The sequence below is a fragment of the uncultured Faecalibacterium sp. genome, assembly GCF_900066275.1.
Classification (GTDB): domain Bacteria; phylum Bacillota; class Clostridia; order Oscillospirales; family Ruminococcaceae; genus Faecalibacterium; species Faecalibacterium taiwanense.
Window position 1 is genome coordinate 63,044 of the sequence record NZ_FMFG01000002.1, and the last position, 25,960, is coordinate 89,003.

General features: G+C 55.7%; 20 protein-coding genes and 1 riboswitch. Of the genes, 12 read left to right on the forward strand and 8 right to left on the reverse strand.

The features are described from left to right. Positions 1 to 41 precede the first annotated feature (41 nt). From rapZ to pta, 5 genes are all read left to right on the forward strand, one after another. Positions 42 to 905, forward strand: coding sequence for an RNase adapter RapZ (rapZ, locus tag QZL71_RS01185; protein WP_005941973.1), 864 nt, complete (start codon positions 42 to 44; stop codon positions 903 to 905). A 16-nt stretch (positions 906 to 921) separates the two neighbouring features. Then, the gene (gene whiA, locus QZL71_RS01190; RefSeq protein ID WP_207698058.1) at positions 922 to 1,851 is read left to right on the forward strand and encodes a DNA-binding protein WhiA; all 930 of its coding nucleotides are present in this window, start codon (positions 922 to 924) and stop codon (positions 1,849 to 1,851) included. Continuing rightward, positions 1,848 to 5,357, forward strand: coding sequence for a DNA polymerase III subunit alpha (locus QZL71_RS01195; protein ID WP_294647404.1), 3,510 nt, complete (start codon positions 1,848 to 1,850; stop codon positions 5,355 to 5,357). Before whiA ends, QZL71_RS01195 begins: the two co-directional genes overlap by 4 nt. Before the next feature lie 170 nt (positions 5,358 to 5,527). Beyond that, positions 5,528 to 6,502 carry a 6-phosphofructokinase gene (gene pfkA, locus QZL71_RS01200; protein WP_005941980.1) on the forward strand — a complete coding sequence of 325 codons (975 nt, stop codon included), beginning with the start codon at positions 5,528 to 5,530 and terminating at the stop codon, positions 6,500 to 6,502. Between the two features lie 383 nt (positions 6,503 to 6,885). Then, positions 6,886 to 7,911 (forward strand): phosphate acetyltransferase, encoded by a 1,026-nt coding sequence (pta, locus tag QZL71_RS01205; protein WP_294647406.1) that lies wholly within the window; start codon positions 6,886 to 6,888, stop codon positions 7,909 to 7,911. A gap of 238 nt (positions 7,912 to 8,149) precedes the next feature. Here pta and QZL71_RS01210 read toward each other — a convergent pair whose 3' ends face one another. Beyond that, positions 8,150 to 9,232, reverse strand: a complete 1,083-nt coding sequence (locus QZL71_RS01210) for a mechanosensitive ion channel family protein (RefSeq protein ID WP_294647408.1) — start codon at positions 9,230 to 9,232, stop codon at positions 8,150 to 8,152. Positions 9,233 to 9,400: 168 nt separating this feature from the next. Next, a riboswitch (FMN riboswitch) is annotated at positions 9,401 to 9,520 on the forward strand. A gap of 150 nt (positions 9,521 to 9,670) precedes the next feature. On the opposite strand from QZL71_RS01210, the gene QZL71_RS01215 reads away from it, so the two are divergent. Beyond that, positions 9,671 to 10,270, forward strand: a complete 600-nt coding sequence (locus QZL71_RS01215) for an ECF transporter S component (protein WP_005941988.1) — start codon at positions 9,671 to 9,673, stop codon at positions 10,268 to 10,270. 126 nt (positions 10,271 to 10,396) lie between these two features. Here QZL71_RS01215 and QZL71_RS01220 read toward each other — a convergent pair whose 3' ends face one another. Then, the gene (locus QZL71_RS01220; protein WP_097775476.1) at positions 10,397 to 11,815 is read right to left on the reverse strand and encodes an MATE family efflux transporter; all 1,419 of its coding nucleotides are present in this window, start codon (positions 11,813 to 11,815) and stop codon (positions 10,397 to 10,399) included. Between the two features lie 171 nt (positions 11,816 to 11,986). Between QZL71_RS01220 and QZL71_RS01225 the strand changes: the two genes are divergently transcribed. Continuing rightward, positions 11,987 to 12,940 carry a phospho-N-acetylmuramoyl-pentapeptide-transferase gene (locus QZL71_RS01225; RefSeq protein WP_005941994.1) on the forward strand — a complete coding sequence of 318 codons (954 nt, stop codon included), beginning with the start codon at positions 11,987 to 11,989 and terminating at the stop codon, positions 12,938 to 12,940. Positions 12,941 to 13,042: 102 nt separating this feature from the next. On the opposite strand, the gene QZL71_RS01230 is transcribed toward QZL71_RS01225, so the two are convergent. From QZL71_RS01230 to QZL71_RS01240, 3 genes are read right to left on the reverse strand one after another with little or no spacing between them, the layout of a single operon-like run. After that, entirely contained in the window at positions 13,043 to 13,897 is an 855-nt protein-coding gene (locus QZL71_RS01230; protein WP_294647410.1) for a bifunctional 5,10-methylenetetrahydrofolate dehydrogenase/5,10-methenyltetrahydrofolate cyclohydrolase, read from the reverse strand. Positions 13,898 to 13,908: 11 nt separating this feature from the next. Beyond that, the gene (locus tag QZL71_RS01235) at positions 13,909 to 14,544 is read right to left on the reverse strand and encodes a cyclodeaminase/cyclohydrolase family protein (protein ID WP_294647412.1); all 636 of its coding nucleotides are present in this window, start codon (positions 14,542 to 14,544) and stop codon (positions 13,909 to 13,911) included. Then, on the reverse strand, positions 14,535 to 15,107 hold the full coding sequence (locus QZL71_RS01240; protein WP_120079304.1) for a 5-formyltetrahydrofolate cyclo-ligase: 573 nt from the start codon (positions 15,105 to 15,107) through the stop codon (positions 14,535 to 14,537). The genes QZL71_RS01235 and QZL71_RS01240 overlap by 10 nt, the downstream gene beginning before the upstream one ends. Before the next feature lie 250 nt (positions 15,108 to 15,357). On the opposite strand from QZL71_RS01240, the gene glyA reads away from it, so the two are divergent. From glyA to QZL71_RS01260, 4 genes are all read left to right on the forward strand, one after another. Then, positions 15,358 to 16,611 carry a serine hydroxymethyltransferase gene (gene glyA, locus QZL71_RS01245; RefSeq protein WP_005942005.1) on the forward strand — a complete coding sequence of 418 codons (1,254 nt, stop codon included), beginning with the start codon at positions 15,358 to 15,360 and terminating at the stop codon, positions 16,609 to 16,611. Between the two features lie 101 nt (positions 16,612 to 16,712). Further along, a complete protein-coding gene (locus QZL71_RS01250) occupies positions 16,713 to 17,228 on the forward strand; it encodes a cob(I)yrinic acid a,c-diamide adenosyltransferase (protein ID WP_097775481.1) in 516 nt (171 codons plus the stop codon). A 270-nt stretch (positions 17,229 to 17,498) separates the two neighbouring features. Next, positions 17,499 to 17,759: a heavy-metal-associated domain-containing protein gene (locus tag QZL71_RS01255; RefSeq protein WP_294647414.1), complete on the forward strand. Its 261-nt coding sequence runs from the start codon at positions 17,499 to 17,501 to the stop codon at positions 17,757 to 17,759. Between the two features lie 35 nt (positions 17,760 to 17,794). After that, complete coding sequence (locus QZL71_RS01260) at positions 17,795 to 18,766, forward strand: ketopantoate reductase family protein (protein ID WP_097775482.1); 972 nt, start codon at positions 17,795 to 17,797, stop codon at positions 18,764 to 18,766. Positions 18,767 to 18,832: 66 nt separating this feature from the next. On the opposite strand, the gene QZL71_RS01265 is transcribed toward QZL71_RS01260, so the two are convergent. The 3 genes from QZL71_RS01265 to QZL71_RS01275 all read right to left on the reverse strand — a co-directional run bounded on the left by QZL71_RS01265 (position 18,833) and on the right by QZL71_RS01275 (position 23,211). Beyond that, positions 18,833 to 21,319, reverse strand: a complete 2,487-nt coding sequence (locus QZL71_RS01265; RefSeq protein WP_294647416.1) for an ATP-dependent DNA helicase — start codon at positions 21,317 to 21,319, stop codon at positions 18,833 to 18,835. A 160-nt stretch (positions 21,320 to 21,479) separates the two neighbouring features. Continuing rightward, positions 21,480 to 22,565, reverse strand: a complete 1,086-nt coding sequence (locus QZL71_RS01270; RefSeq protein ID WP_207698067.1) for a hypothetical protein — start codon at positions 22,563 to 22,565, stop codon at positions 21,480 to 21,482. A gap of 70 nt (positions 22,566 to 22,635) precedes the next feature. Beyond that, positions 22,636 to 23,211 carry a uracil-DNA glycosylase gene (locus QZL71_RS01275; RefSeq protein ID WP_005942018.1) on the reverse strand — a complete coding sequence of 192 codons (576 nt, stop codon included), beginning with the start codon at positions 23,209 to 23,211 and terminating at the stop codon, positions 22,636 to 22,638. A gap of 620 nt (positions 23,212 to 23,831) precedes the next feature. Between QZL71_RS01275 and ligA the strand changes: the two genes are divergently transcribed. Next, positions 23,832 to 25,832, forward strand: coding sequence for an NAD-dependent DNA ligase LigA (gene ligA / locus QZL71_RS01280; protein WP_294647418.1), 2,001 nt, complete (start codon positions 23,832 to 23,834; stop codon positions 25,830 to 25,832). Positions 25,833 to 25,960: the final 128 nt, after the last annotated feature.

A 25,960-nucleotide genomic window follows, 5' to 3' on the forward strand; every position in this document is an offset into this window, starting at 1 on the left:
CCGATAACGGAAAAAGCAAAAAAGGAGCGGTAGATCAGATTATGGAGCTGTTGATCGTCAGCGGACTTTCCGGTGCAGGCAAGTCGGTGGCTATGAATGCGCTGGAAGATATCGGTTTTTTCTGTATAGATAATGTTCCGGCCGGACTGCTGCCCAGCATCACTGCATTCTCGGAAGCGGGCGACAGCCAGCTGGAGCGGGTGGCTCTTTCCATGGATGTGCGCGGCTGCCGCACCAGCGAAGAAATCGAGCGTGCGCTTGACAAGCTGGATGAGCAGGGTGTGGATTATAAAATTCTATTTCTGGATGCCCCGGACGATGTACTCATGCGCCGCTACAGCGAGACCCGCCGCCGCCACCCCATCAGCATTGCCGAGGGCATTTCCACCCGGGAGGCCTTTGCAAAGGAACGCAAAATATTGAAGCCTTTGCAGGAGCGTGCAGATTACGTCATCAATACCGCCCTACTTTCTACAGCACAAAACAAAGAACGCATCTGCGATCTTTTTGCAAAAAATGGCGGAGCCAAGGGTGCCATGCGCCTGACCGTGATGTCCTTTGGATTCAAATTCGGCATCCCGCCGGAGGCAGACCTTGTGCTGGATGTGCGCTGCCTGCCCAACCCCTTCTACGTGCCGGAACTTAAGCATAAGACCGGCCTTGATCAGGATGTGGTGGATTTTGTCATGAGCCACCCGGAAGCGCAGGAACTGCTCAAGCGGTATGAGAACTTTTTGCAGTATGCACTGCCGCTGTACGTCAAGGAGGGCAAAAGCCAGCTGACCATTGCGGTGGGATGTACCGGCGGCAAGCACCGTTCCATTACATTTGCGCGTAAGATCGCGGAGTATTGCACGCAACTCGGCTACGAGCCGGGCGTGCAGCACCGCGATGCCAAACGCTGACAGAATTCGAGGAAGTATGAGTAGTTTTGCATCCCGCGCGCGGGAGGAGATCGCGCAGCGCAGTATACAGAAGGATTGCTGTGTGCGTGCGGCAGCTTATGGCATTGCGTGCTTTGCCAAATATTTTGATGCAAAGGGTCTGGTGGTGCAGACCGAGCAGCAGGAGACGGTGCAGGCTGCCCAGCAGCTGTTCGCACGCTGCGGCGTGCAGGGCGAGATCCTGCACAAGCAGCGACCCAGCGGCGTGCTGTATGAGTTCAACATTCGCGCGCCGGAGCAGGTGGCCCGGGTGCACGAGCTGTTCGGCACCACGGGCAGCGAGACCAGCCTGCAGATCGATCCCCGCCTTATCCGCTGTCAGACCTGCGTCAGTGCGTACATTGGCGCAGCTTTTTTGTGCAGTGGAACGGTCATTGATCCGCAGAAAGAATATAATCTGGAATTTCTTACCTCCCGCACCAATCTGGCACGGGACTTTGAAGCGCTGCTGGCAGAGCATGAGTTTGCACCGCACCGCACCCGCCGCAACGGCGTGAACCTGATCTACGTCAAGACCGGGGCCAATGTGGAACGGCTGCTCAGCTTTATGGGCGCTGGAAACGCTGCAGAGGAAATGCATGCACAAAAAGCCTTCAAACAGGTGCGCAACCAGACCAACCGACAGACCAACTGTGATACGGCAAACCTTGGCAAAACGGCCCGTGCCAATGCGCAGACGCTGAAGGCCATCCGCTTTCTGGAAGAGCAGGATGCCCTTAGCACTCTGCCGGAGGTACTGCAGGAAGCCGCTGCCAAGCGGATGCAGTACCCGGATCTTTCGCTCACAGCGCTGTGCGGCTGCTTTGAGCCGCCCGTGAGCAAATCCGGCCTGTCGCACCGGATGAAGAAGCTGGAGGCATTGGCCGAAACGCTGCGGCAGAATCTGGAACAGGAGGCAAAAGCATGAGCGAAGCATTAGCCAATACCCGGCCTTTTGTCCATCTGCACATCCACACAGAGTACAGCTTGCTGGATGGTGCCTGCCGCATTGACCAGCTGATGGATCGCGTAAAAGAGTGCGGACAGACCGCCATTGCCTGCACCGACCACGGCGTGATGTACGGCTGCGTGCAGTTTTATAAGGCTGCAAAAAAGGCTGGCATCAAGCCTATCATCGGCTGTGAGGTGTATGTGGCCACCCGCACCCGCTTTGACAAGGTAAATAAGATCGACGGCAACAACCACCTGATCCTGCTGTGCAAAAATGAGACCGGCTACAAAAACCTGATCAAAATGGTGTCGGCCGCCTTTGTGGAGGGCTTTTATTCCAAGCCCCGCATTGATAAGGAACTGCTGGAAAAATATCACGAAGGTCTGATCTGCCTGTCGGCCTGTTTGGCAGGCGAAGTTCCACAGGCTATTCTGGCGGGCGATTATGAGCGCGCCAAAGCAGCAGCGCTGTGGTATCGAGACCTCTTCGGCGAGGGAAACTATTATATCGAGCTTCAGGACCATGGTCTGGAAGAGGATAATACTGTGCTGCCGCAGCTCATCAAGCTTGCACGGGAGACCGGCATTCCCATGGCAGCCACCAACGACTCCCACTATCTGCGCAAGGAGGATGCCAAAATGCAGGGCATCCTGCTCTGCATCCAGACCGGCAAGACCATTCAGGATGCGGATAAAATGGAGTTCCAGACCGACGAGTTCTATGTCAAAACGACAGACGAAATGTACGAGCTGTTCTCCATGGTGCCGGAAGCCTGCGAGAATACCGCCAAAATTGCCGAACAGTGTAACTTTGATTTTGATTTTGGACACACTAAAATTCCATATTACAAAGCGCCGAACGGTATGGATAATCAGGCGTTTTTTGAAAAGCTCTGCTGGGAAGGTCTGGAGCGCCGCTACGGCCCCAATGTTCCGCAGGCCAACAAAGACCGTCTGGAATACGAGATCGGCGTGGTCAAAAAGATGGGCTACACGAACTACTATCTTATCGTGTGGGACTACGTGAACTACGCCAAGAGTCAGGGTATCCCGGTAGGCCCGGGCCGTGGCTCCGGCGCAGGCAGCATTGCGGCTTACAGCGTGGGCATCACGGATATCGACCCCATCCGTTATAACCTGATCTTTGAGCGCTTCCTGAACCCGGAGCGCGTCAGTATGCCAGATTTTGATGTGGACTTCTGCTACGAGCGCCGTCAGGAAGTGATCGATTACGTCAACCGGAAATATGGTGCCGACCATGTGGCTCAGATCGTCACCTTTGGCACCATGGCCGCCCGCAACGCCATCCGCGATGTGGGCCGCGTGATGGGCATTCCGTATCAGCAGGTAGATGCTGTGGCAAAGCAGGTGCCCATGGAGCTGAAAATGACGCTGAAGCGTGCGTTGGAGGTATCGCCGGAACTTAAGCGGATGTACGATACCGACCCGCAGGTCACAGAGCTGATCGACACGGCCTTGAAGGTGGAGGGCATGCCCCGCCATGCTTCCACCCATGCGGCGGGTGTCGTCATTACCCCGGAGCCTACGGACTACTATCTGCCGCTGGCCACCAACGACGGCCTGCCTGTGACCCAGTTCAACATGACCGAGATCGAAGAACTTGGCCTTTTGAAGATGGACTTTCTGGGCCTGCGCACGCTGACCGTCATTCATGACGCGGAAACTGCTGTGCAGAAGCACCACCCGGAGTTTTCCATCCAGAAGCTGGATTACGACGACCCGGACACCTACAGGATGCTGGGACAGGGAGACACCGAGGGTGTGTTCCAGCTGGAATCTTCCGGCATGAAGCAGGTGCTTGTGGGCCTGCAGCCGCAGAACCTAGAAGACATTATCGCTCTGATCAGCCTGTACCGTCCCGGCCCCATGGATTCGATCCCCACCTACCTGCGCAACCGCCACGAGCCGGACAAAATCAGCTATAAGACCCCACAGCTGGCCCACATTCTGGATGTGACCAATGGCTGCATCGTCTATCAGGAGCAGGTCATGCAGATCTTCCGGGAGCTGGCAGGTTTTTCTTTTGGTCAGGCAGACAATGTCCGCCGTGCCATGAGCAAAAAGAAACATGCCGTCATGGAGGCCGAGCGAGAGCACTTTGTGTACGGCTGCACCGATCCCGGCAACGAATGCCCCGGCTGTGTGGCAAACGGCATCTCTGAGAAAGTGGCCAATGAGATCTACGATGAAATGTCCAGTTTCGCTTCATATGCGTTCAATAAGAGCCATGCGGCCTGCTATGCCTATGTGGCATTCCAGACGGCCTACCTCAAGTGCCATTATCCCAGTGAGTTCATGGCGGCTTTGCTGACCAGTGTGCTGGATAACACGGATAAGGTCATTGAATATTCCGGCGAGTGTGCCCGCCTTGGCATCAAGGTGCTGCCGCCGGATGTGAATGTTTCCAACGGCGGCTTCACGGCGGATGGAAGCGGTCAGATCCGCTTTGGCCTGAATGCGGTCAAAAATGTGGGCCGCAACCTGATCGAGAATGTGGTGAAGGGGCGGCAGAAGAAGCCTTACACCAGCCTGTACGATTTCTGCAAGCGGATGCATGGCAATGAACTGAACCGCCGGGCAGTGGAGTGCCTCATCAAGGCCGGCGCATTCGATCATCTGGGCAACAACCGCCACAGCCATGTGGAGGCCGTAGAGGGCATTCTGAAGAGCATTGAGACCGACTCTCGGCGCAATCTGGATGGACAGCTGGATCTGTTCTCGGTGATGAGCGGGGAAGCACAGAGCGGTGCTTCCGAGGATAACTATGAAATAAAGCAGCTGCCGGAGTACAGCCATAAGGAGCTGCTCCAGCAGGAAAAGGAAGTCAGCGGCCTGTATCTGTCCGGTCATCCGCTGGATGCTTACCGGGAACAATCGGCACGCATTGCATCCCACACCATTAAGGCGCTAACAGGGGAAGATGCCCATGTGAAGGATGGAGAAAAAGTGCGCATTGTGTGCGCGGTGGTAAAAAGCCGCATGATGACCACAAAGTCCAACAGCATGATGGCTTTTACCAGCGTAGAAGATCTGACCGGCACCATGGAAGTGATCGTATTCCCAAAGGTGCTGGATGCTTTCCGGGATTCACTGCACGAAAATGCAGTCGTCGTGATCGATGGCAGACTGTCGGTACGGGAGGATGAAGCTTCCAAGCTGCTGGCAGAGAGCATCGTCCCGGTCGAAAATTACGATCCGGCCCGACTGGATAACGGCAGGCCGGACCCGATGAAAACGGCAGCAAAGAAGCTGTATATCCGTGTGCCTTCCCGCAGCAGCAGGGAATATGCAAAGGTGGTCAATCTGCTTGGCATTTTTGATGGGGACATGCCGGTGCTCCTGTATCTGACCGATACCAAGCAGTATCTGCGTGTGCCGCGCCATCTGTACGCATCCGGCCATCCGCTGCTGTTCAAAGAGCTGGAAAGGCTGGTCGGAACGGACAACATTGCAACAAAATGACATTTCCGTGCACGAATCTTAACGCAAATCCGGCGGGATGGCTGTTTCCAAAATAAGGCGTTTGTGTTATAATGATTCAAGGCAAATGAAGTGCTTTGGACAGCGTTAAAACGGAGAGCGCTGTGATACCATTGGGTAAATGAAGAAACAAATTGGAGGGAAACTCTCGTATGGAAAAGCAGATCAAAACGATTGGCGTATTGACGAGCGGTGGTGATGCTCCTGGCATGAACGCTGCCGTGCGCGCCGTAGTCCGTACCGGCCTGCATAAGGGTTACCGCATGATCGGCATTCAGCGTGGCTACAATGGCCTGCTGAACGGCGAATGCTTTGAGATGAACCTGCGCAGTGTATCGAACATCATCTCTGCAGGCGGTACCATTCTGTATACCGCCCGCTGTCTGGAATTCAAGACCAAGGAAGGTCAGGACAAGGGTGCAGAGAAGTGCCGCGAACTGGGCATTGATGCGCTGGTGGTCATTGGCGGCGACGGTTCTTACCGCGGCGCTCGTGAGCTGGCCCACCGCGGCATTCCGATGATCGGTCTGCCCGGCACTATTGACAACGATATTTCCTGCACCGATTACACCATTGGCTACGATACCGCCATGAATACCGCGCTGGAGATGATCGACAAGCTGCGCGATACCACCCAGAGCCATGACCGCTGCAGTGTGGTCGAGGTCATGGGCCGCAACGCCGGTTATATTGCTCTGAATGTTGCAATTGCTTCCGGCGCTATGGCTGTTCTACTGCCGGAGAAGGAATTTGACATGCAGCGTGATATTCTGGATAAGATCGCTGAGACTCAGAAGACCGGCAAGCGTCACTTCATTATTATCGTTGCCGAGGGTGTCGGCCATGCACAGGAGATCGCAAACGAGATTCAGGCACGCACCGGCATCGACTCCCGCGCCACCATTCTGGGCCATGTCCAGCGCGGTGGTTCTCCCACTCTGCGTGACCGTGTGAACGCTTCTGCAATGGGCTACCATGCCGTGTGCCTGCTGGAGCAGGGCAAGTATAACCGCATCGTCGGCATGAAGGGCGAAAAGCTGGTGGATTACCCTGTGGATGAAGCTCTTGAAATGACCAAGACGCTTGACCCGGTGCTGATCGACGTGTGTAACACCATTTCTATCTGATATTTATAAAGCCAATACTATGGAGCTGTTCTCTCGAAGAATCGGGAGGATGGCTCTTTTTTTGCGTTTTAACGTAAAAAATACATGAACTGACTGGAACTTTCTGCATTTTTAAAAAAGAAAAATCGTGAATGAAAAGTGCATAGCTTAAAATTGAAATTTGTGGAAGGTGGTTTACGGGAAATTGTGAAGGAATACGCAGGGCGTGTTTTACTACTTTGGCAGGAAAATAACGATGATGCGTGAGGCAAAAATTGTAGCATAAAAAGCCAATTTTGTCTTGAACTTTTTGCCGTATGTGCTAGAATAAAAGAGAAAGGCATCCTTGTGTCCAACAGATATCTGGATGTGAATATTGGAAAGTAAATTCGGAGGTAATCACAATGGCTGATATGTTTGCACCGCTGGTAGCACAGCTGAAGGCAAATCCCAAGACGATCGTTTTCACCGAGGGCAATGATCCCCGCATTCTGGAGGCCGCTGCAAAGCTGCTGGCCGAGGGCGTGCTGAAGGTCGTCATGGTGGGCAACGAGGCTGAGTGCAAGGCTGCTGCTGCCGCCGGTAACTTTGATATTTCCGCTGCCGAGATCATCGACCCCGAGAACTATGCCGGTTTTGATGAGATGGTCAACACCATGGTGGAGCTGCGCAAGGGCAAGCAGACCGCTGAGGAGTGCACCGCTCTGCTGAAGAAGTCCAACTACTTCGGCACCATGCTGGTGAAGATGGGCAAGGCTGATTGCCTGCTGGGCGGCGCTACTTACTCCACTGCCGACACCATTCGTCCCGCTCTGCAGCTGGTCAAGACTAAGAAGGGCGCACATCTGGTCAGCTCCTGCTTCATTCTGGACCGTGACTGCGGTGAAGAGGGCCTGAAGCGCATTGCCATGGGCGACTGCGCTGTTAACATCGACTATACCGATACCATTGATAAGGCTACCGGCGAGGTCAAGATCCCTGCTGCTGCAAAGCTGGCTGAGGTCGCTGTTGAGACTGTCAAGACCGCAAAGCTGTTCGGCATCGATCCGAAGGTTGCTGTGCTGAGCTTCTCCACCAAGGGCTCCGGCAAGGGCGGCACCGTTGCTTTGAGCCATGACGCTGTGATCAAGGCTCAGGAAATGGATCCCGAGTTGGCTGTGGACGGTGAGCTGCAGTTTGACGCTGCCGTTGCTCCCGAAGTTGCACAGGTCAAGTGCAAGGGCAGCAAGGTGGCTGGTCAGGCCAACACCTTCATCTTCCCCTGCATCGAGGCCGGCAACATCGGCTATAAGATTGCTCAGCGTCTGGGTGGTTATGCAGCTTACGGCCCCATCCTGCAGGGTCTGAACGCTCCCATCAACGACCTGTCCCGTGGTTGCAACGCCGACGAGGTCTACAAGATGAGCCTGATCACTGCCTGCCAGTCTTGAGCTGACTGATTGAAAATAGCCGCCGCATTCACCGTACAAAACGGGCAGAATGTTGAGGCCTCAAAGGCAGATTTCAAAAAATGAGTATAGAAAAGCTGAGCATCTGTGAAAAAGCAGGTGCTCAGCTTTTTGCATTTTCAGTTCCAAAAAATTCTACTCTTTTTGAGGGAAAAAGATGAGATTTTTGCTTTCCGCTTTTCGTTGGCGCTATTTTGCAATAGCCTCTTTACAGGTTTGCTCAGTTCTTTTCGATATACACGCTGGTGGAGGGGAACGCAAAATCCACACCGTCGGCCTGCATGATGTCCATAATGTTCAGGTTCAGGTCGTTCTGCATCTGCAAAAATTCCGCGTAGGCGTTAGTCAGCAGGTAGGCGGAGACCAGAATGTTAATGCTGGAATCGCCAAAGTTTGCAAGCTGTACGATGTTGGTACCCTTGTTGGTGTAAGGGCTTGCGTCCAGCATGGTCTGCAAGTCTTTCATCAGCTGTTCCAGCTTCGGGCGGGTGGTGCTATAGGTGACACCCAGATTGAACTTGTAGGGCCGCATGGTGCGCAGGGCGGCGTTCTGCACGGTGGAAGAGCAGATCTTACTGTTCGTCACCACATTGATGGTTTTATCCAGCGAGCGGATGCGGGTGGAACGGAAGTTGATGTCGATCACTTCGCCTTCCACATCGCCCACAGTGATCCAGTCGCCCACCGAGAAGGGCTTGTCCAGCAGAATCACGATGCCGGAAAACAGGTTGCTGGCGCTTTCCTGTGCGGCCAGCGAGATGGTCAGACCAACCAGACCGGCACCGGCGACAATGCTGCCGATGGGAAAGCCCACTTCTTGTGCCAACGCTGCCACGCACAGCACGATCACCAGCACCTTGTAAGCGGTGTCCAGCAAAGAGCAGAGTGTTTTGTTGGAGCGGATCTCCGGGCTGCAGGAAGCCAGCAGCAGGTCGGCCAGATCCGATGCCGCATACAGGCCTTCGCAGACCAGCAGGGTCATGACAAGGCGGAAGCAGACCAACAGCAGCTTGGCAATGCCGGGAATGGCCCAGGGCAGGGAAGCTGCCGCCAGATATACGCCAACCGCAGTGCACATGCGCTGGATGGGTACCGCAAAGCTGCGCAGCAGGATGGGAGTGCCGTTAAAGTGCCACTTGCGGGCCAGCAGTGCCGGAATGCCCTTTTTGCTCAGCCAGCGGCGTACCAGCCATGCGGCAAGCAGAATGAGCAGCGCGCACCCTGCGCGCGCAGCCAGTGCAAACCAACCCTCCAGCAGCACAGAGCCAAACTCAAACGAAAGATCACGAATAGAAAAGATCATGATAACCTCCTGAATTTTATACGACCCATCTATGATACCATACCGCACCCACCCGGGCAAGAGCTTACAGAGAAGGGAGCTTGAAAGAATTACTTTGACATTTTTTGCACAAATTTTAAGATGCCCTCTTGACAAGCTGGGCCTGCCACGCTATACTTTGTGCCAGAAAGTTCGTTTCAGGGCGGGGTGAGATTCCCCACTGGCGGTAAAGTCCGCGACCACCCGCAAGGGTGCTGACCCGGTGCAACTCCGGGACCAACGGTATAGTCCGGATGCAAGAAACGGCAGGCAAATCGTTGTCTACGCGCCCTGTTGCAGTGTTTTTGTTGCAGCAGGGCGCTTTTCTATTTGTCCTTCCCGTTCCAAAAAACAAGATACGAAAAGAGCTTTCGGAACAATTTTTGTAAGGGGCATCTTACCCCGGGAAGGATCATTACCATGAAAAAAAGCACGACTCACAATCTTACTGTTGCCGCCATGCTCAGTGCGGTGGCCTTTATCCTGATGTTCATTGAGTTTCCCATTCCGATGCTCATTCCTTCCTTCGTCAAGATGGACTTTTCTGACCTGCCGGCTCTACTGGGTGCCTTTGCTCTCGGCCCGGTGTACGGTGTGGTCATCAGCTTTATGAAGAACCTGCTGCACATCGTTATCAAGGGCACTTCCACTGCATGCGTGGGCGAGCTGTGCAACTTCATGCTGGGTGCGGTTTTCTCCGCTGTGGCAGGCGTTATCTATAAGCACCACAAGAGCCGCAAGACCGCCATCATTGGTGCTATTGCAGGCGCTGCAGCCATGGCTGTGTTCAGCGTACCGTCCAACTACTTCATCACCTATCCGGCCTATGTGCAGTTCTACCACATGCCGCTGGAAGCCATCCTCGGCATGTATCAGGCCATCCTGCCTTCTGCAGACAGCCTCATCAAGTGCCTTGTCATCTTCAATATGCCCTTCACGCTGGTCAAAGGCCTGCTGGATGCAGTGCTGTGCATGCTGATCTACAAGCCGCTGTCTCCCATCCTGCACGGCAGAAAGTAACTTGTTCTCCATTTTTTCTTCTTCTCAAATCATATAACCACAGCAAAACTCCCCGGTCAGGTCCCGCAGTGCGGTTCCCGGCCGGGGAGCTGTTATTTAGAGGAAAATATATCCGCCAGCGGTCGATCAGGCTAATGCCCCTTTGTCCAGCCATCTGCCGCGTACCAGCCGCACAAGGAACAGCACACCGCGCATGGTCAGCTCAAAGCTCATGGCCATCCATACGCCCACCAGCCCAAAATGCGGAGCCAGCAGGGAAGCCAGCGTGAGCCGGATGCCCCACATGCTGACAAGGTTCAGCACAAAGCATCCCGTGCTGTCTCCGGCACCCTGCATGGCACCGCTGGCAACGATACTGGCACCGAACATCGGTTCGGCCAGTGCTTCAATGCGCAGCACCTGTGCGCCCAGCGCAATAACTGCCGCATCTGCGGTGAAAATACCCATCAGGTTTGGCGCAAAAATGTACATGCCAACACCGGTCAGCGCCATGATGCCTATGCCCATGCCGGTGCACAGCCAGGCAAAGTTTTTTGCCATATCCCGACGGTTTGCGCCCACGGCCTGCCCCACCAGTGCAAGGGATGCATCCTGAATGCCATAGCCTGCCATGTAGCACAGGCTTTCGGCGCTCACACCCAGACTGTTGGCAGCAATGGCGGTGGTGCCAAGGCCGGATACGATGCGGATGAGCAGCACCTGCGCCGAGGAAAGAACTGCACGCTCTGCGGCCAGCGGTGCGCCTACCTTCCACAGGTTCTGCAGGCAGGCTTTGGTAATGTGCCAGGAGCCGGGCTTGCGGATGCACAGCGGGCCGTCCCGCAGCAGCAGGATGGCAAGGGTCAGCACACCGCTGATAGCGGTAGCAAGGGCGGTGCCCAGTGCTGCGCCCGGTACCCCCCAGCCAAGGCCCCAGACGGTCATTGTGCGGCCAAACACCACCATCTCACGGGTGGGATTGATGAGGCAGAAGTTAAAGATCACATCCAGCACGCAGGTCAGCACGCTGATAAGGCCCGGTGTCAGGGCATCGCCGGAGGAACGCAGCATGGAGGAGTAGGTTCCCATGATCATCAAAAAGGGCAGGGAAGCCGACCAGATGGCAAAGTAGGCCGAAGCATCCGCCTGCAGGGAAGGGTCGGCGCCCAGCCATCCGGGCAGAAAACGGCTGATGCCAATGCCGAAGGCCGCAGCTGCAAGGCCCACCACAAGGTTGAAGATCATAGATTGGCGCAATACACCGCGTGCATCGTCCTGCCGGTCTGCACCCAGATACTGTGCCACCTGAATGGCAAAGGACATATATAGACCGGCCAGCATTCCATGCATGAGCCACGTGCTGGAACTGACGATGCCAATGGATGCCGTAGCAGATGCACCGATATGCCCCACCATGGCTGCGTCGATGTACTCCACCGCAGTTACCACGATCTGCTGCAGGATGGATGGGATGCTCAGTGTGAGCACCACCTGCATGGTGTGCCGCAGCGGCACCTGTTCGCCCCGGCGCATCTGCGCCGAAAGCTGCTCAAGAGAGATGGACATGAGTTCTCCTTTTATAGAAACAATAACTTTTTCGACAGACTGATATACTATTATAAGTGCGGTGCTGCAGAAAGTCAATCAAACGTGGATTTTTCTCCGGGAATGATTGATTTTTTATGGATAGCGTGATACACTTCTCTCACAAACATAAAAGAAAGAGGAACTTTGAATATGATCGAATCACTGCTTTCGGTCGTAGGACAGCGCGGTGTCGATGCTCTGGCATTCCTGCTGGCGTTTGCCCTTACGGCTTTGATGGACTCCGTTTTTCACGATAAGCTTCCGCACGACCATGGCCGCGAGTTTGCGGTGAACGGTGCGCTTTCCAAGGGTAAGGCCCGTGGGTCCGGCCTGATCTTCGTGCTGTGCATCGCACTGGTATCGCTGGCATTCCTGCCGTTCAAGGTGGAATACGTCATCTACACCATCCTGCTCATTGCATCCATGCTGTCCGGCTACTTTGACGATGCTGCTGAAACTGCATGGAACGAGTATAAAAAGGGTATCATTGATTTTGCCATTGCCATTGTTGCAGGTGTGACCTACCTCAACTTCAACGGCTGCGGTGTGAATTTCCTGCAGTGGAGCTTCACTCTGCCGTATGCTGTGTACCTGCTGCTGATCGTTATTCTGATCTGGACCAGCATCAATGTGGTCAACTGCACCGATGGCGTGGACGGCCTTTCGGCAAGTGTTGCAGTGGTGACCATCGGAACCTACCTGCTGGCCTATAAAACAGAGCTGGCCGAGTATGGCACCGCAGGTGTTGTGTTCATGGGTGCGCTGCTGGCCTATCTGTGGTCCAACGCAAAGCCGTCCAGCCTGCTGATGGGCGATGCCGGCAGCCGCGCAATGGGCTTCTTTATCGCAATGCTGTCCCTCAAATGCGGCCATCCGTTTGCCTTCCTGCTGGCAGCCATCGTGTTCATCGTGGATGGCAGTCTGGGCATCCTGAAGATCAGCCTGAAGCGCTTTTTGCACATTTCCATCCTCAAGAACACCCGCACCCCTTTGCACGACCACGCCCGCAAGAATAAGGGCTGGAGCGACGAGCAGGTGGTGGCCCGCTGGCTGATCATGCAGTGTGTGGCTTCGGCTTTGCTGCTGCTCATTGTCCGCGGCTAAAATATAGCAATCAAAAAAGACGCTTGGTCTTGTCTGAATATGTTTTCCCGGCAGGGAAGCATACAGCAGCGTATCAAGCGTCTTTTATAGTTCTATCATTCGTTACAGCCCGGCCTTTTTTGCTGCAGCCTGCACGACATGGCCCACCAGCACCGAGGTGGTCACAGTGCCCACACCGCCGGGTACCGGCGTGATGGCATCCACTACCGGCTCTGCTTCGCTGAACTTTACGTCACCGCACAGCTTGCCCTTTTCGTTCACATGGATGCCCACGTCTACCACGGTCTGGCTCTCACGCAGGCAGTCGGCACCCACGGCACCCATCTTGCCCATGGCCACTACTACCACATCTGCTTCCTTGCAGATGGCGGGCAGGTTCTGCGTGCGGGAATTGCAGATGGTCACGGTGGCGTTCTCGCGGTCCAGCATCATGGCTGCGGGCTTGCCTACCACAAGGCTGCGGCCCACTACGACAGCGCGCCTGCCGGAAAGCGGAATGTTGTAATACTTCAGGATCTCAAGGCAGGCCTGCGCGGTGCAGGGAGCATAGCCGAGATCGGTATTAGTGAACACACCGGCCAGAGAATCGTCCGTGATGCCGTCAATGTCCTTTTCCGGAGCCAGCGCCGCACGCACAGTGCGGTCATTGAACTGCTTGGGCAGCGGACGGAACAGCAGGCATCCGTGGATGGTATCCTCTGCGTTCACCTCGGCGATCACCTTCAGCAGATCGTCCTGCGAAGCATCGGCGGGCAGAAGAAACTGCTTTACCTCCACACCCACCTTGCCGCAGCGGGCGATCACGCCGCGCTCGTAGGAGAGGTCGTCCTCCCGCTCACCCACACGCACCACGGCCAGCGTGGGAGTGATGCCTTTTGCCTTGAGCTGCTCACACAGCGCCGCATTGCGTTCGTTCATAGCGGCTACAACGGGTGCGCCCTTCAAAATCGTTGCCATAATACTTTTCCTCACTTATTCCGCAATTTGTTCGTCACGGATGCAAAAACAGCGTCTGCCCGCGACACAAATTCATCCAGCAGTTTGTCTGTTTTTGCGTCCAACGCAGCAGCGCGCTCACGGTCTGCCATCAGCTTTGTGTTGATGAACACATTCAGGCTTGCGGCCTGCAAGGCTGCCTTGCACAGAGCGGCTGCACAGCCTGCGTCTGAGACGGCCATCACGCTGCCTTTGGCGGCGTATTCTTCCACCAGAGCAATGCCCTCGGCGCACTTTTCCATGACCTCAAGTGGCACGGCACAGGCGGCAGCCAGCGCCTTTTCCAGCACGGCGGCTTTGTGTGCAGCCTGCTCTGGTGTGTCCTTGGGCAGGCCGTAGGCCGCAGCCAGCGGCGCAAAGGCATCGGCATCGGCCTGCACCAGCGCCTCCAGCTCTTTGCGCAGGGCATCGGCCTTTGTGTTCAGTGCCTGAATGTCTGCTTCCACGGCGGCATATTTCTTTTTGCCGGTGGTCAGGTTGCCCACCATATTGCCCAGCGCTACACCGGCAGCACCCACCAGCGCCGCCGTTCCGCCGCCGCCCGGCGTGGGTGCTTTGCTGGCCAGCTCTGCGAGAAATTTCTCACAGCTCAGCTTAGTCATTTCCATTTGTAAATACCCCTCTCTGTTACGTAGGCATCCAGCCGCTGGTCGTGCTCGTCTACGGCAGCATGTTCCACCCGCTGTGCCTCAAATGCAATGCCGATCTTCACCGCGTTTTTGCAGCGGGGAAGATACCGGTCGTAATAGCCCTTGCCCATGCCGACCCGGAAGCAGTCTGCATCAAAAGCCGTGCAGGGTACAAGGACCAGATCCAGCGCTTCCGGCAGCAGGATCTCCGACCGGCTCAGGATGGGGGTGCGGATGCCGTACTGTCCCATCTCCCAGCCGTCCGGGCCGGGCACAGCGGCTGTAAGGGAATACGCCTCGCCGCACACCGGATAGGCCAACGTTTTGCCTTGCGCCTGCGCCTTTTCCGCAAGGGCAGAAAGGTCGGCTTCGGAACCAAACGCTGCGTACAGCAGGATGGTCTGCGCATTCTGCACGGCAGCCAGCTGCCAGAGGAATGCGCACAAAGCGGTATTTGCAGCCTTACGTTCTTCCGGGCCGAGAGCCTTGCGTGCGGCACGGCCCGCTTTGCGCTGGGTCTGCTTTGCTTCACTGACCGTCACCAGAGAACACCTCGCTTCATCTGAAGGTTGACTGACTTGAAAAATATACAAAAACGGCACTGCATTTTTATACAAGTATAATAAACACTTCAGACGAAAAAAGCAAGCCTTTTGGCAAAATGGAAGTTGAAGATTCTGCAGCTTTCTGCTATGATAAAAGAAAGCAATTCGGTTCGTGCGCGGAGCAGGGTGGCTTGAAGAGATCCAGAGATCCGGGGCTTTCTCCGGAAATTGAGAGGGGTAGAATATTATGTACAATGAAATGATGGACACCATCGGTCTGGTCAATACCGTTGATCCGGAGTTGGCCGCAGCCATGGATCGCGAGCTGAACCGTCAGCGCCAGAACATTGAACTGATCGCCAGTGAGAATATCGTCTCTCCCGCCGTCATGGCCGCAATGGGCAGCATCCTGACCAACAAGTACGCCGAGGGCCTGCCCGGCAAGCGCTACTATGGCGGCTGTGTCTATGTGGACGAGGTGGAGAACATTGCCATCGAGCGTGCCTGCAAGCTGTTCGGCGCGAAATATGCCAATGTTCAGCCCCACTCCGGTGCACAGGCCAATCTGGCAGTTTATTTTGCTCTGCTGGATCTGGGCGATACTGTCATGGGCATGGACCTGTCTCAGGGCGGCCATCTGACCCACGGTTCTCCGGTGAACATGTCCGGCAAGAACTATAACTTTGTCTCTTACGGTGTCAATGCCGACGGCGTGATCGACTATGCTGAGCTGGAAAAGCAGGTTAAGAAGGTGCGCCCCAAGCTGATCGTGGCCGGTGCGTCTGCATATCCCCGTGCCATCGATTTTGAGAAGATCGCTGAGATTGCCCACGGCTATGGTGCATATCTGATGGTGGATATGGCCCACATTGCCGGTCTGGTGGCAGGCGGCTATCACCAGAGCCCTGTGCCGTATGCTGATGTTGTGACCACCACCACCCACAAGACCCTGCGCGGCCCCCGCGGCGGTCTGATCCTGACCAACAATCCCATTCTTGCAAAGCGCATCAATTCTGCCGTGTTCCCCGGCACCCAGGGCGGCCCGCTGGAGCATGTGATCGCCGCAAAAGCTGTCTGCTTTGGTGAAGCACTGAAGCCGGAGTTCAAGGAATATGCCCGCAAGATCGTGGAGAATGCACAGGCTCTGGCAGCAGAGCTGCAGGCACGCGGTGTCAAGCTGGTATCCGGCGGCACCGACAACCACCTCATGCTGATCGACCTGCGTGACGAGGAGTGCACCGGCAAGGAGCTGGAAGCACGTCTGGACAGCGTGCACATCACCGCCAATAAGAACACTGTCCCCGGCGAGACCCGCAGCCCGTTCGTGACTTCTGGCGTGCGTCTGGGCACCCCGGCTGTTACCACCCGCGGCATGGGCGTGGCCGAGATGAAGGTGATCGCCGACTGCATCGCCGATTGCATCTGGCACTACGACGAGAAGAAGGACGAGATCAGTGACCGTGTGCTGAAGCTGACCCGGGATTTCCCTCTGTATCAGTAAATATCGCATTGTTTGAAAGAGGAAGCGCCTTCGGGTGCTTTCTCTTCCTTTTTTGCTGGGTTTGTGTTACCATAAACGCAAAGACAAAAGGAGAAATGACCATGAAGCGTACAGGGCTGTTACATCTATATTACGGTGATGGCAAGGGCAAGACCACCGCTGCCATGGGCCTTGCTTTGCGGGCCATGGGCAGCGGAAAGCGGGTGGTGATCCTGCAGTTCCTCAAAGGCGGCAAAAGCGGCGAGGTGCCGCTGCTGGAACAGCTGGGTGCAAAGGTGTACCGCGGCAAGGCGGGGCAGAAATTCGTGTTCCAGATGAACGAAGCGGAAAAGGAAGCCACCCGCCAGCTGCAGAATGCGAACCTCACAGCTGCCATGGCCGACCCTGCCGACCTGCTGATTTTGGACGAAGCAGGCAGCGCATGGGAACTGGATATGGTGGATAAAGCCCTGTTGCAAAAGGCTGTGCTGGAACGCCCGGCAGAGCAGGAATGCGTGCTTACTGCCCATGCTGCGCCGCAGTGGATGCTGGATGCCGCCGACTATGCCACGGAGATGAAGTGCCACCGCCACCCTTACCAGAGGGGAATTTCCGCCCGGCAGGGCATTGAATACTGACCACGGCAGCAGGATACCGGGTGCATGAGTGAAAAGCGCAAAAACCGGGATGGGGTATTTTTCATCTTGCATTTAGCCCACTGGTGTGATATGATGAAGACAAGAAATCATGCGTGCATTTTCTGAGCAGACCCACCACAGAACAGGGAACCGCTCCGCACCGCTGCCGGGCAGTTCCCGACGGCGTTTTGTTTGAAACTGCGGTTAGCGCTTCCTAACAGATTCTGCGTCAACGGGCCGATGCGCGCAGAAGATCTGGAGGGGAATAAAATGATTGAAACGATCGTAAAAGTAGATGGTATGATGTGCGGCATGTGCGAGAGCCATGTCAACGAAGCCGTGCGCAAGGCCTTCCCGGAGGTAAAAAGGGTGTCGTCCTCGCATGCAAAAGCCCAGACGGTGATCCACTCGGAACAGCCGCTGGACGAGCAGAAGCTGCGGGATGCCATCAATGCAACCGGCTATGAGGTCAAGGGCGTAAGCAGTGCACCTTACGAGAAAAAAGGCTTTTTCTCGTTTTTGAAAAAGTAAGCAAACCTTAACACACATAAGGGAGGCGTATCTGGATGAGGATTCTGGTTTACGGTGCAGGCGTTTTGGGTTGCGAGCTGGCCCATGTGCTGATGCAGAACAAAAAGAACGTTGTCACGCTGCTTGCACGCGGAGAGTGGAAGGAAATGATCGACCAGAAGGGTTTGGTCATCCGCCACTGGGTGCAGCGCAAGACCACAACGGAACGGATCAAAACCGTGGACACTCTTGCCCCGGATGATTATTATGATCTCGTCTTTGTGGTCGTGCAGGCGGGCCAGCTGCCGGATGTGCTTCCTGTGCTCAAGGCCAACAAGAGCCAGTATTTTGTGTTTGTGGGCAATAACCCGCAGGCAAAGCAGGTGCTGGAATTCATGCAGCGCCCGGCGGATAAGATCGCATTCGGCTTTCAGGGCACGGCAGGCCGCCGTGAACACGACCATGTGGTCAGTGTGTACGCCAGTGCTGGCATGACGGTGGGCGGTGCCACAACTCCGCTTTCTGGCACCTTCCGAACCCGGCTCAAGACCGCCTTTGACGGTGCAAAATACAAGCTGACCTTCTATGGCGATATGGATGAATGGCTCAAGTGCCACATTGCATTCGTTCTGCCGGCGTGCTATGTGTGCTATGCCTGCAACGGCGATCTGCACCGGGCCACCAAGCAGCAGCGCGGTGCCATTCTGGATGCCGCCTATGAAGCCTGCCTGATGCTCAAGGATGCGGGCATCCCGGTGAACGATGCCAACAACACCGATAATTTCCAGCCCGGCACATCGGCCCGCCGTAAGATGGAAGCGATGGTGTTTACCATGACAAAAACACCGCTGGGCAGATTGTGCGTTTCGGATCACGCCATGCACGCAGTGTCCGAAATGAAGTATCTGGACGAAGCGTTCGATGCTCTGCGCAGGCAGACCGGCACGGCAATGCCCATGTGGGAAAAGCTGCGCAATGAAATGCCCTCGTGGGATAGCCTGCAGCAGAACCGGAAAGCAGCAAAATAAAACAAAAAAGAAGCAAAGGCACTGCCGCTCCTGTTTTGGGTGCGGCAGTGCCTTTTTGTTTGGGTCTCATTTATTCCAGAAGTCCTGCAGGGCAGCGGCCAGTTCTTCGCAGCTGCGCAGATAGCGGATATGCCGCCAGTGAGGAGGGAACAGCCGGATGTATTCCTGCTGGGCAAACCGGTCGTCCAGCAAAAGCACCGCACCTCTGTCTTCCGGCGTGCGGATCACGCGCCCTGCGGCCTGCAGTACCTTGTTCATGCCGGGATAGCGGTAGGCATAATCAAATCCAAAGCCGTTCTGTGCGTCATAATAACGGCGAAGCATTTCCTGCTGCGGATTTACCTGCGGCAGGCCCACACCCACAATGGCGCACCCGATCAGGCGGCTGCCTGCAAGATCAACTCCCTCACCAAAGATGCCGCCCATCACGCCAAAGCCCAGAAGCGTTTCGGCCGGGTCCGGCACAAACTGAGCCAGAAATTCAGCCCGAGCGGCATCATCCAGCCGGCTTTCCTGCACAAGGGTGCGAATGCCCGGGTAACGTGCTGCAAAATCTTCGTGTACCTGCCGCAGATATGCGTAGCTTGGGAAAAAGGCAAAGTAGTTTCCCGTTCTGGCCTGCACCAGCCGGGCCAGTGCATCCGAAACTGCCTGCACGCTGGCTTCGCGGTCGCGGTAGCGGGTAGAGATATTCGGCAGGCAATACAGCCCCAGATTTTCAGCCGGGAAGGGACTGTCCAGTGCGACGGCACGTGCATCGCTGCAGCCCAGAACACTGCGGTAGAACGAGGGCGGAGCCAGTGTTGCACTGAACAGCGCTGCGCTGCGCCCTGCGGCAAGGCTGGCATCCACAAAAGGTGCCGGGTCCAGACACAGCAGCTGCAATTCAAGCTCTCTGCCGCGCGCGGTAAGCTGAGTGACAAAGTGGCTGTCGTATCGTTCGGCGGCACGGGTGATGTCCTGTACAGCAAAATAAAGCTCCAGCAACTGTGCGTGTACTTCGGCATCCGGGTTCGCTTCCAGCCAGTCCTGCAAAGGTGCCTGTACGGCCCGCAGCGGACTGAGCAGGGCAGAGGGCGGCTCCTGCAAAAACACAGTACTGTCCTGTGCATACAGCGGTTCGGGCAGTTCCAGTGCGGGGGCAGTGTTTTCAGGCAAAAGACTGGTCTGTGCCGGGTCTGCGGCATCGGTCTGGCTGCTGTGCCGGGGTGCAAGCTGTATGCAGGCTTTCCGGGCTTCCAGCAGGGCTTTGTCTGCTTTGGTCAGAGCGGTCTTTAAAGCACTTTTGCCCTTGCCCAATGCGCGTTTTGCCTCGGTCAGGCTGCTTTTACAAAAGCGTGCAGAATACATTGCTCTGGCTCTGTCGGGCAGGTTATGTGCTTCATCGATCAAAAACAACCAGTCGCCGGAAGAATCAAAGAACCGCTTCAGGTGCACCACCGGATCGAACAGGTAATTGTAATCCCCAATGACCACATCGCACCACTCGCTCAGGTCTAGCCCCAGCTCAAAGGGACACACCGAAAAACGCTTTGCCGCCCCGGCCAGCGCTGCGCGGTCAAAGCTGCCGGTACCGTCCAGCAGAGCTGTCAGTGCATCCTTGATGCGGTCGTAGTAGCCGTTGGCGTAGGGACAAAGCTCCGGCAGGCAGGCGGGATGTCCCTCTGCGTCCGGGTGCAGGCAGACCTTTTCCTTGGCGGTCAGCGTCACACTGCGCAGGGCAAGCTCTGGCTGGGCCGTATGCAGCCGGGTCAAGGCATCCTCGGCGGCAGTCTGGGTCGTGTTGCGGGCCGTGAGATAGAACAGCTTTTCTCCGTTGCCTTCGCCCATGGCTTTCAGCGCGGGGAAAAGCGCGCTCATGGTCTTGCCAATGCCGGTAGGAGCCTGACAGAACAGCCGCGTACCGCCCTTGCAGTCGGCGGTCTTGCCAGCGCGGCAGGCGCGGTAGATCTCGCCCGCCATAGCCCGCTGTCCGGGCCGGTACTGCGCAAACGGGAACTGCAGTGCCGCAAGGCTCTGAGTACGCTTTACATCCCACTCTATCCGGCGCTGTGCCCACGGAGCATACTGGCACAATAATTTGTCAAGAAATTCATCCAGCTCCTGCTGTGTAAAGCGGCGGATAAAGCGGATGATCTGATCGGTGTCTATCTGATAATAAGTCAGCCGGACGTTCAGTTCCGGCAGGCTTTGCTGTGTGGCATAAATGGCACCGTACACCATGCCCTGTGCCCAGTGGCAGGTGTTCATATCCTCAGTGATCTCTTCCGGCGGCACAGCGGTGGTCTTGATCTCATCAATGACTACCGTGCCAGTCTCATCGGTAAAAATGCCGTCAGCCCGGCCCTCAAGGGTAAAAGTGATGTCCTCTGCCTGCCGCTCTACGGAGAGAAATACCTCAGCCTGATAGCCGTCTCCGGCAGCTTTTTGCAATTTGCGGTGGATGTGGGCACCTTCCAGTGCACGGTCAAACCCTGTAAACCGGCTGTCAATGCTGCCGGTCCGCAGCAGAAATTCCACCAGCTGCCGGATGGGCAGATGAACCGTTGCCAAAGCATTTCACCTCCGCTTTTGGGATACATTGACGAACCGGGAGTTTCTCTGAAGACCGTCCGCTGGGGTGGGACCCTGTTGCCGTGAGGCAATAGGGCGGGCGATGGAATGGCCCGAATCGTGTCTGAAGAGAAATTACCGGTTCGTCGACGTAAACTGATTATTTCAGGCCGAACATCTCCATGCATTCTGCTGCCGCTTCATCCACTTTGCCAAAATCCACCGCTGCACGGTAATAGGTCTCCAACTCATCGTGGCAGCTCTTGGCCTGTGCCATCAGGGCACTGGCCTGTTCCAGCAGTTCGGCGGCAGCACGCTCGTTAAAGCGCAGCCGTGCCCGGTACGCTGCCAGATTTTCCCTGTCAAGGAAGCGGGTGCACCGCACAGCCTGCACACTGGGCAGATGCACCGGATGCCAGCGATTATCCGTCAGGAAGGCAAGCTTCAGCTCCGGGATCAGGATATGGTCGATCTTATCCTCCGGGTGCATGGCGCATGGACAGGTAATAATGTGGTAGCCCCGCGTCAGGGCTTCGGCGCGAATCAGCTCCAGCAGCAGGCGGGACACTGCGCCGTAATCATCCCGGAACACGATAAACTTATCCGCCAATGCCTGTGCAGTGCCCTGATAAAACATTTCACCCTTGGGGGTGACGGCGGAAAGCAGGCGCAGCTCTTCGCTGCCAATGCCTTCCGTGCGCGGCATCACCCGGGTGCACAGCCGTTTGACATAACGGCGCACCTTGTCGAAATTGGCGCTGCAGGCTTCGGCGCGGCGGCTGTCCAGCAAAAGGCTGCCTGCCGATGCAATATATCGTGCAGCGCGGCTGCGCAGCAGGGCGTTGCGGGCAAACAGCGCCTTGACCTCATCGGTGCACTGGTGCAGCTTTTCTGTATCGATGGTGTGGTACAAACTCACTACCACTTCGTCCGCACCGGGAGCATCCGGCTCCACCACATGGGGTGCAGTGGCATCCACGATGGCCCTGTGCTGCCCGGGCAGAATCACGCCGTCCAGACTGTCCGGGTCGCTGGCACAGTGGATGCGCTGCGTCAGTTCGCCGCGCTGTTCGGCAGCACGGGCAAGCCGCTTCATCAGGGTGGATTTGCCGCAGCCCGGCCCGCTTTTGATCAGGTACATCTGCATACCGGGTTCGTGGCGCAGCGGTTCAAAATAGCCCTTGAAACCGGCAGGCGTTGTGGCACCCAGAAAGAAATCAATGGAATCATGTCGTGCAGTTTCCATAATCGAACACCTCTCTTTTTGTTTTAGAGTATGCAAAAGGAAGGTGTTTGGTTCTTGCAGCGGGAATGATTCAGTCTTTATGATAGGTATGTTTGCACACCGTTTCAATGTTGTCCCGCAGGGCAGTAAAATCAGCAAAGGCTGCAGGCTTGTTCTGCGGGCTGCGCAGCAGAGCGGCAGGGTGGAAGGTTCCCATGAACAGGATGCCGCCCTTTTCGTACAGCTGGCCATGCTCCTTGGTCACGGAGAAATCCTTTCGGATCATCCGCTGGGCGGCAATGCGGCCAAGGCAGACCACGATCTTTGGCTTCAGCAGGCGGAACTGCTCCCGCAGCCAGGGCATACAGGCTTCGCTCTCAGCAGGCTGAGGGTCACGGTTCTGCGGCGGGCGGCACTTGACGATGTTTGCAATATAGCAGTTCTTCGTGCGGTCAAGGTCGATGGCAAACAGATATTTGTCCAGCAGCTGGCCGCTGCGCCCCACAAAGGGCAGACCCTGCTCATCCTCATTCTGGCCGGGGCCTTCGCCCACAAACAGAACTTCGGCATCTTCCACACCCTGACCGAACACTACATTGGTGCGGGTCTTGCACAGCTCGCAGCGGGTGCAGGCAAGACAGCTTGATCTTAATGTTTCCCAATCCATGGCGGCTTGATCTCCTCTTGAAACGGTATGATACTTAGTTCACAAATCGGAACAGCTTTTCTCCTAAAATAATAGTACAAAATCTAGGATGGTACGATGCATTGCATGAAATGACGAATCCACTCAATGCCTCTTTTAGTATACGACTTTTCGGCAACATCATCAATACAGTGGCCGACAATCTTTTTAATGACATGCTCATCCACACCGGCTTTCTTTGCCGTGGTGACGAACTGAACACGACCATCATGAGGACGATGCGGGGGGCAAGGCCTGAAGCATTCACGACGAATGCGTTGCCCTTTCTGTGTGTATTTTGGCTGGCGACTCAACGATACCACAGGACGATTCACTCGTTATGGATGTGGAGAAATCAAACGATAAAACGTTTCTTTATCAAAAGAATAAACAAAGAGTATCTTCGCATGTTGATTTTAAATCAATCTGCAGCGGCGATTGAAAACGATTACACATGCAGATTTCAAAGCACTTATACAAATTGTATCCGCTTTCTCTTTGCAGAGCGCGGCTGGATGTGTTATAATCAAAATAGTTTTCTGCGATGCATTTTCAGGCGGTAGTGCCGGACGGCAGCGCGGGAGAAACCGGATAGCGGGAGAGTGGAACTTTTGGAGTTGGAACAGGCAAAAAAGCGCGTGGAAGAATTGCGCGCTGTGATCGAGAAAAACAATCGGCTTTACTATGACCAGGATGCCCCGGAGCTTGAAGATTTTGAGTATGATGCTCTGACCCGGGAACTGAAAGAATTGGAAGCGCAGTTTCCGCAGCTGGTCACGGCATCGTCGCCTACCCAGAAGGTAGGCGGCACGGCCAGCAGCAAGCTGCCCAAGGTGACCCATGCGGTAAAAATGGAAAGCCTGCTGGATGCATTTTCGTATGATGAGCTGCGGGATTTTGACCGCCGCGTGCGGGAAGCCGGCATAGAGCCGGAGTATGTGGTGGAGATCAAGATCGATGGCCTTTCCTGCAGTCTGGAATACGAAAACGGTGAGCTGGTTCGTGCCTCTACCCGCGGCGATGGCGTGGTGGGCGAGGACGTGACTGCCAATGTCCGCGCCATTCGCAGCATTCCCAAAAAGTTGAAGGATGCACCTGAATTTCTGGAAGTGCGCGGTGAAGTATATATGCCGCATGGCGCGTTCCAGAAGCTGTGTGCAGAGCAGGAGCTGCAGGGCGCAGCGCCCTTTAAAAATCCGCGCAATGCGGCTGCCGGTTCGCTGCGCCAGAAGGATGCAAAGATCACCGGAAGCCGGGGCCTTTCTATCTTTGTTTTCAATGTGCAGCAGATCCGCGGCAAAACGCTTACCAAACATGCCGAAAGCCTGGATTACCTCAAGAGCCTTGGCCTGCCGGTCTCGCCGCGCTATCATATCGTGCATGACATTGAGCAGGCCATTGCCGAGATCGAGCAGATCGGCCAGAACCGTGCCAAACTGGATTTTGATATGGATGGTGCAGTAATCAAGCTGAACGATTTTGCACAGCGCGATTTGATGGGTTCCACCAACAAATTCCCACGCTGGGCAATTGCGTTTAAGTATCCGCCAGAGGTAAAGGAGACAACGCTGCGCAGCATTGAGGTCGCAGTTGGCCGCACCGGTGTTCTTACCCCGACGGCCTGCTTTGACCCTGTCTTTCTGGCGGGTACTACCGTTGCCCGCGCGACCCTGCACAATGAGGATTTTATCCATCAGTTCGGCCTTTGCATCGGCGATACCATTCAGGTGCGCAAGGCGGGTGATATCATCCCGGAAGTGATCGGTGTTACCAATCACGCAGAGGATGCACAGCCCTATGAGATGCCCACGGTCTGCCCCTCCTGCGGTGCGCCAGTCGTTCATCTGGAGGATGAAGCAGCTCTGCGCTGTGTTAACCCCGAGTGCCCGGCACAGGCACTGCGCAATATCATCCATTTTGCTTCCCGCGATGCAATGGATATCGAGGGCCTTGGCACAGCAGTTGCCACCCAGCTGGTGGAGAAGGACATGGTGCACTCCGCAGCGGATATCTACACGCTGACACGGGAACAGCTGCTGACGCTGGATAAGTTCAAGGAGAAGAGCGCCGATAACCTGCTGAACGCCATCGAGGCTTCCAAGCAGAACAATCTGGATAAGCTCCTGTTCGGCTTTGGCATCCGCAACATTGGCGATAAAGCTGCAGCCCTGCTGGCAGAGCATTTCGGTACGCTGCAGGCTGTCCGGGAAGCAAGTGCAGAGCAGATCAGCGAGATCGATGGGTTTGGTGGCGTAATGGCGCAGAGCGTCGTGGAATTCTTTGCAAAAGAGGGAACGACCGACCTTGTCCATCGTCTGGCCGATGCCGGATTGAATATGCAGTGGAAGGGCGAACCGAAAGGTGATAAGCTGGCAGGGAAAACGCTGGTGGTCACCGGCACGCTGGAAACTCTTTCCCGCAATGAGGCGGAAGCACTGATCGTGAAAAACGGTGGTAAGGCCAGCGGTTCTGTTTCAAAGAAAACGGCCTATGTCGTGGCAGGCACGGCAGCAGGCTCCAAACTGACCAAGGCGCAGGCGCTTGGCATCCCGGTGCTGACCGAGGCAGAATTTCTGGCAATGATCAGCGACGAAAACATCTGATAAAACCGTTCCAATGGATATCCCCGCAGTTTTGTGCTGCGGGGATATTTTTATGTCCGCAGGTTCTATCCGGCAGGGACAGGCATATACTCATAGCAGGCAATGAGCCTGAAAAAGGAGAGGACAGT